The organism is Bartonella sp. MM97QHHN, assembly GCF_042194285.1.
Classification (GTDB): Bacteria; Pseudomonadota; Alphaproteobacteria; order Rhizobiales; family Rhizobiaceae; genus Bartonella.
Genome location: NZ_JBHIMS010000103.1, coordinates 120,565 through 127,626, shown reverse-complemented (window position 1 = coordinate 127,626; position 7,062 = coordinate 120,565). Strand labels below are relative to the sequence as shown.

Annotated in this window: 3 protein-coding genes and 2 pseudogenes; 1 reads left to right on the top strand and 4 read right to left on the bottom strand. The window is 40.8% G+C overall.

The window, feature by feature from the left end:
- Positions 1 to 200 precede the first annotated feature (200 nt).
- Positions 201 to 401, top strand: a complete 201-nt coding sequence (locus tag ACFIJW_RS08570; RefSeq protein ID WP_004860538.1) for an AlpA family transcriptional regulator — start codon at positions 201 to 203, stop codon at positions 399 to 401.
- 100 nt (positions 402 to 501) lie between these two features.
- On the opposite strand, the pseudogene ACFIJW_RS08565 reads toward ACFIJW_RS08570, so the two are convergent.
- From ACFIJW_RS08565 to ACFIJW_RS08550, 4 genes and pseudogenes are all read right to left on the bottom strand, one after another.
- A pseudogene (locus tag ACFIJW_RS08565) lies at positions 502 to 861 on the bottom strand (hypothetical protein).
- 180 nt (positions 862 to 1,041) lie between these two features.
- Positions 1,042 to 1,449 carry a hypothetical protein gene (locus tag ACFIJW_RS08560; protein ID WP_375634020.1) on the bottom strand — a complete coding sequence of 136 codons (408 nt, stop codon included), beginning with the start codon at positions 1,447 to 1,449 and terminating at the stop codon, positions 1,042 to 1,044.
- Positions 1,446 to 5,378, bottom strand: a pseudogene (locus ACFIJW_RS08555) (hemagglutinin repeat-containing protein); the annotation flags it as partial. The pseudogene ACFIJW_RS08555 and the gene ACFIJW_RS08560, both read right to left, overlap by 4 nt.
- 638 nt (positions 5,379 to 6,016) lie before the next feature.
- On the bottom strand, positions 6,017 to 6,898 hold the full coding sequence (locus tag ACFIJW_RS08550) for an outer membrane protein (protein WP_375634018.1): 882 nt from the start codon (positions 6,896 to 6,898) through the stop codon (positions 6,017 to 6,019).
- Positions 6,899 to 7,062 lie beyond the last annotated feature (164 nt).

Sequence of the window (7,062 nt, the reverse complement as noted above, 5' to 3'; positions counted from 1 at the left end):
GTGAATAACCCCATTATCTGTGGATAACTTTAGCTCTCTTCTCTCTCATTCTCTCTCAATAAGACTCATAAATTATCACATCAGAATTTATATGATAAAATATTGTTTTCTATAAATAAAATACCTTCAAAAATAAACCAAAATGTGCTTAATAAATAGGCATGATTTGGTTCTATTTTTTATTATGAAAGGATTTTAGAATGACAGAAAATGATATTCTTTTAACTGACCGTGAAAGTGCAAAATTGCTTCATATGAGTGTCTCAACATTCCGCCGTCATGTAACCAATGGATCTTTACCAAAACCCTTAAAATTTGGTTTTTTATCGCGTTGGTTACAATCAGATCTTATCAATGTCATCGAGCAAGCAAAACAGCAACGTTATAACGACGCGGCATAAAAAAAACCTTATCACGTAAGGACGGACAAGGCTTTCTCAAACTCATCAACCTGGAGCTTTATTTGGTGTAAATTCAAGGCTTTCTCTGCTGAAGCAAGACTTAAGGTTTGCATTCAAGTTGTTCTGAATGCTTTTTACAATAAGGGCTATTTAAGCGTCTCTCAACACTTCGCTAAGGCATGACAGCACCAGGACGACATATGGGAAGGTTGTCCGATTTATGGTTTTCACACCAATCTTGTATTGTAAAGCTAGGGCGAAAACCTGATTGCGCCATACACATTTCAATACTGGCAAATTGATTCAAATCTAGCGCCACAACCTTATTAAGGTCCGGTACTCCACATTCTAAAAGTATTTTATTTCTCCATAATGCTGGAGAAAGTGAGGGAATTGAGTTAACACATCCAGTGATACTTAACAGAGCTATACAACTCAACAGTTTTAAGATTTTCTTCATTCTTCCCCTCTTTCAATGGATTTATTTACAATAAAAAAGCTCGGAAGCTTGTTGATATTTTCTGTCATCGCTGCTTAAAACAACGGTGACCAATATTGAGATGATTGGTTGAGAAAACAATCCCGTCATTTCAAGCGAAGGCAAGGATGAGGGATTGTTGACCATCACAAACAGCAAAACTTAAGGTTGGCATTCATCCGCATTTTTATACCTTTTACAAAATGGGCTATTTAAGCGCTTCTCAACACTTCTCTGTGGGATGACAGCACCAAGCTGACAAATGGGAAGGTTTTCTTCTCTAAATGTATAACACCAGTTTCCTCTCCCTTTATAATGGAATCCTGATTGAACCATGCAAGCATAAATTGTTGCATCCTCATTAACACTAAGCTTTCTATTTTCTGAATCAGCATCAATAAGGCTCGGTATTCCACATTCTAAGAGGGCTTTTCCTACCTCAGTAGAATCTGCACCTGCCTTCTCCCACATACTCACGTACTCTGGAGGACTGCTGTCAATTTTTGATATGTCACATCCAGTCACACTTAATAGGACTATACCACTCAATAATTTTAAAATTTGTCTCATTTTTTCTTCCATAAATGATCTAAAGTCGAATAAATTGAATGAATTTGTTTAGTAGGAGATGTTCCATAATTAGTTATACACGCTTTACTTGCATCACCATAACAATTATGGGGACTAGGATCATAACCGCCTAACGCCCTCCCTCCCTCTATCAATGGAGAGGTTGCTGTAGTCAATAAACTTTTTCCTACAAACAGCGTCATATATAAAGGATTTTTTATACCTTTCTCCAAAAGTGAAACATCTAGATTTAAAGGTACTTTATAAAAAGTAGGTGCATTGTAACCAAACAACGTACTAATGGGGTCAGATGCATGGCTTTGTAAGTAAACATGATCATTTTTGCCATCGCTTACGACATATAATGCATTCGCTATCGATTGAGCATGATCCGCTGGTCCATAAAGATAAATATCTGTTTTTTCTGCTATACCGTGGATGCCGCGCTTTTCAAAGTCACGTAGTCCATTGCCTACTGTTAAGCTACCACGACTATGCGCACTAACAATCGCCCCATCATTACCATAACGAGAGGCAAAATCTTGGAATTTCTTGGTCGAATTACTCCATCCCCCAAAATACTCATAAATTGCTACCCCGAACTCTACTAGCTTATCTTTAGCTTGGGGGTGGTAGGTAAAATAAAGGGGTTCATGCGCATTATCAGCCATTTTGACGGCATTACGGGCTGCTTCATCAGATGAATTAGAAATACCATTATAGAACATACGCCTGTTGCCATCAGAGCCTTTTTGTAAATGATTTTCTTCTCCTGGTTTTAAATAGCGATACAGAGTAATATTTTTTCCATCATTGCCTTTTATAGGTTTTCCATTTTCATCGGTTAAATAGAGGACATTGCCATTTTCATCATGCAAAATCTCACCTACTGGATGCTCTTTAACATTTGCGACTTCGCGTATTTTATCAAGGTATCCCAATCCTTCATCCGATAAATCATTGATCATATCTACGCGATCATGCACTGCTCCCTCAAGCGGTGCGACATCTAGCTGTCCTACTGCCTGGTGGGCTGTAGCGGTGTTGCGGTTGAGTGCACCAATGATTTGTCCAGCATCTTGCCCCATCGCCCTCTGTCCAGTTATATCAGTAAGGATGATAGTCCCATCACTGATAGCAGATTTGGTTTCTCCTTCTGCTGCATCCTTGGCTTTGCCGTGATTTAAAACATTCTTGGCAATGTTTTTTATCGTGTCGTTCCCAGAAATGCTAAACCCATGGCTGCTGGCTTTAGCATGGGCACTGTTGCTGATATCACTGGTGCTAATGCTTCCTGTGGTCAGGCTGTTTTTATCTGCCGGCGCGGTGCTGGCAATGATGCCTCCGGTCAGCGTTGTTTTGTCTTTAACTATGATATTAAAGCCGCCATCACCCGCTTTGATGCCTGATTGCTCCACAACACTATGATAATCGCTGGAGGATTTATCCTTTTGGAAAGAGGCGCTCATGGACCCCCCACCACCCGTTTGTCCAGCACCAAACCCAACAGAAACAGAGTTTTGCTTGCTGGAAGTTTGTCCCGTATCACTGCGGCTGGTAATGGCAAAATCACCCCCTACTTCCATTTCTACACGCTCTCCAGAAACCACGGCGCCTGCCAATGTGGTGTTTGCCCCACTCGTGGTATGAACAGTGCCGGTGCCTATAATATGGCTGTTTTTGTGTTGAACTTCCTCACTGGAACCTTCCCCTTGACTAAAAGAAGCACTGCCCGTTGCCCCTGCGCCACCCGTGCCATAACCGGTGCCAACACTCATTGAAGCACTTTCACTGCTGTTTTGTGTGCTTTGCGTGTTTTGCGCACTTTCAAAGATGATATCTTTACCTGCTTCCATGGTGATCTTTCCGCTCTGTGCATCATTTTCCAGCACATAGATTGGATTGGTACCAGCGATAATATCAGCGCCAACACCATGAATGCTGCCTTTGTGGGCTTGCATGTTAACAGCGCGTCCGCCTTCTATACTATTTGTTACCGCTGTGGAGACTTGAGAAGAGGCTTCTGTTTTCTCAGTTTTAAAGCCCACGGTTACACTGCCAGATGCGCCAGCCATATTGGCAAGAGCATCCTTGGTGGAGCCCCCCAATCCTCCTAATGGGTTACTCAGTCCTTTGGTTATGTTCCCCTTTTCTCCTGTGTTGCCAGTCAGCCAATCAACAAAATTCTTGCCTTTGTTAAAGAGGTGATTGATTTTCATGCCGGTCAGTATGCCATTAATAACGGTGTTATTGCCATCCTTATTGTTCATACGGTCCGCTGAATCTTTTAGTCCTTGTACCGTGCCAAGGACACCGATATCAACGGAAGTTGTCACACCAGCAAAAGACTTTTCATGCTTTTCTTTTGCGTTAGAGGTATCATAGCTTTCTGATAGGGTGATATTATTGCCGGCATCAATGTTGACATCACGATCCGCCGAAACAATGGCTGCTTGCATATTTACATCATTGTCAGCAGTAATCTGCACATCTTGGCGTGCCGTGATGTGTGATTGTGTGGAAGTGCTTTCCCATTGATCGCCCGTATCTTTGGCGCTTGCAATTCCAACACCTACAGAAACACCGCTGTTGCTCTTTTCAAACTGAATGCCAAAGCCTGTACGTTCTTCCTTTGAGCTTGAGGAATGGCTATTATGACCAACAAGCACATTGACATCACGAGCTGCGGTAAGATTAACATTTTCCCCTGCAAGATCAGAGCCAACAATTTTCACATCTTTTTTCTTGGCAGTGATGGTGATATTACCATCCGCATTGAGAGATGAACCTTGATGCTCAAAACTCTCTTCATTTTCTGTCTTTCCCTCACTCCCGTATATCGACACAAAGCCCTTGCCTGATCCCACACCAAAACCTGTTTCATGCTCCTCTGAATGGCTTTTATGATGATCTGTCATGCCATCAATCGTCACACTTTCTCCGCTCACATTGATATCTTGACCGGAAAGAAGATGAGAAGCAGAAATCTTGGCTTCTCCTTGTGCGTCTAACACGATGTTTCCCGTCGCCCCAAGGATAGAGGAGACCGTTGTGGTATGCGATTGAGATGTATCGGACGATTCCTTATGCAAAAAGCCACTTGATGACGATTGTGCTTGCTGATCCAAGTGTTCTTGGGCGCCTTTGATAGTAATCTTTCCCCCAGAGTGAATAGTAATATCCGCTTTTTTCTGATCTCCTAGTGCTTTCTCTCCTGACGTTTCCTCTGCCTTACCGGCTATGAGCGTCGAGGCGACAACTTCCGTGTTGTTTCCGGAATCAATGGCAATGCCTTCACCCCCTGTTATGCTCGACCCCACAACTTGGCGCACATCCATCTTGTTATGCTCAGATTTGCTGCTACTAAACACCCCACCCTCTTTGTGATACGACATCTCATAATGTAAGCTATCCTCTGCATTATTGATCAGGACATCGTTGCTGGCTTTCAGCCCTACCTTGCCATCAGCCGCAATGGAACTGCCTGTGATGCTAAGATCATGCGGTTTGCCATCCTGCCCTGCAATGACAGTGGTATCACCTCCCGATTTTATCGAAGAGCCAACCGCATGAGAGGCTTGCATATCCACTTTCGTGTTTTTGGTGCGAAGATGATATTCCATCTCATCGTTTCTTACCCCTATTGTTACCTCCCCTTGGGCGCCAAGAGCAACATTGCCCTTGGCATCTATATCGGAAGCAGCAATATGGATATCTTTTCCAGAGAGAACAGTGGTCTCTTTTCCAGAACTTAAATGAGAGCCATTGTGTAAAGCAACATGAGATGTTTCACTCCCATTCTGATTGTCCATGCTGTTGCGTGTAGCATCAATCGAAACATTCCTCTCAGCTTGTAAGGAAAGATTATCCGTTGCTTGAACATCAGAGCCTAGAATATTCAAATCTTGTCCAGAGAGAAGTGGGCTTGATGTACTTTGAAAAATATTTTTTTAAACAAATGTGTGAATACACAACAACAAGTGTATTCCGTTTAGGGCGTTCTGTTTTGCATGAGGAGTATGTCCCATTAAAAAATGCAATAAACAAAAATGTAAGACAATGCATCATCTTCATTTTCATTATTTAAAAGACATTACTCTAAATGCTTTTGAAAACCGTAAAGCTAAATTAAAAGAAGATGATAAAGTTGGAAACTAGTTTTTCTTTTTGTAACTTTATATTCTTCTCCAATGAGGCTGTATTCCCGTTTCAGAACTTACTCCAACAGATATACGCAATACGCTCGCTCTAATCTGGCATATAAAAGTAAACTAAAGTTCATCACTGATTATGATCTTGTCCTATTTCTGAGATTAATTAAATACTTTTCACTTAAGCGTAAAATGATAGCCGTAATATAAGATTTTATGTAATAAGTAGTTATAAAATCGATGCATACTACTAATTCGCCTTTTATAATATAAAACTTTTTTTAAGCCTTATAATACAAAATGATACCAATAAAAATTAAGGGATTAAGAGAGATAAAATAGAGAGCTAATAAAATAAAGGCCCCGTTAAACGAGGCCTTAGTATTTTTTGTGCTGATAATTTCATTTTTTCGAAATTAGAATTTGTAAGCGACACCTACACGGAAGTCATTGGTTTTGTAGTTGAATTCACGTGTATCGTTTGCGAATTTCTTTTTACCAAAATCGGAGTAACGGTATTCTGCACGTAAAAGAACGTTGTCTGTCATTGCAAAGTCAACACCGCCACCAATAGTGAAACCAACCATTGTCTTCGTGTCATCAGCCCAAGTACCACCAGTCAAATCTACATTTTGCTTAACTGGTGGGTTTTCCACCACATCAGCATTCTGCTCAACCTTAGCTCTCTCTCCTTTTCCTGTAACTGATTGAATGCCCTGTACCTGCGCATAGGCAATACCACCAGCAACATAAGGCATAATACGGTCAACAGCAGCAAAACCGATACGAACGCGTGTAGCACCAGACCATTTTTCTTTGTAGCTGTGCTTTTCCGTTACCTTATCACCTATTTCAAACCGTTGCTGATCTTTTAATTCAACCTTAGCTTTTTCAAGGGCATTATTAAAATCTGCTGCATTTTTTTCAGTAAGAGTCAATTCACGGGCTGTTTTTGATTCTTCACGGTCTGCCCAAACTGCATCGGTTTCAACACCGAGAATGAGACCATTTCCAAGGTCTACGTTAGATCCGGCATAAATCCCACCCATGAAACCAGAAGGACTAGGTGTATTATCTTTTTTGAAAAGTTCTTCATCTTCTCCTGGAATAGTTACTTTAGTTTTACTCGAAAAGTTACCAACTTGACCACCAAGATAAAAACCTGTCCAAGAAAACGAAGGGGCTGCTGCGATAACTGCTGGGGCTGTTTCACGAGGGATGATAACATCAGCAGCTTGTGCTGCAGAAGCTGAAATTAAAGCGGCAATAGAAGTTGCTATTAAAGATTTTGTATTCATAATTTTGCTCCTAAATTAACTATCAAACGACCTTACAAGATTACAGATAGAAAAGCTGTAGTAAAAATATCACAATCATACAAATAAAACCCCAGAAAACAGCGGTTTTTTAAAAGTCAATATCTTTTGGAAATTTAATTTTTTATTAATACTTTTTATTCATA

Bases quoted from the DNA above. Each gene is read 5' to 3' on its own strand.
- ACFIJW_RS08570 (WP_004860538.1), top strand. From the start codon at position 201: ATGACAGAAAATGATATTCTTTTAACTGACCGTGAAAGTGCAAAATTG.
- ACFIJW_RS08560 (WP_375634020.1), bottom strand. From the start codon at position 1,449: ATGAGACAAATTTTAAAATTATTGAGTGGTATAGTCCTATTAAGTGTG.
- ACFIJW_RS08550 (WP_375634018.1), bottom strand. From the start codon at position 6,898: ATGAATACAAAATCTTTAATAGCAACTTCTATTGCCGCTTTAATTTCA.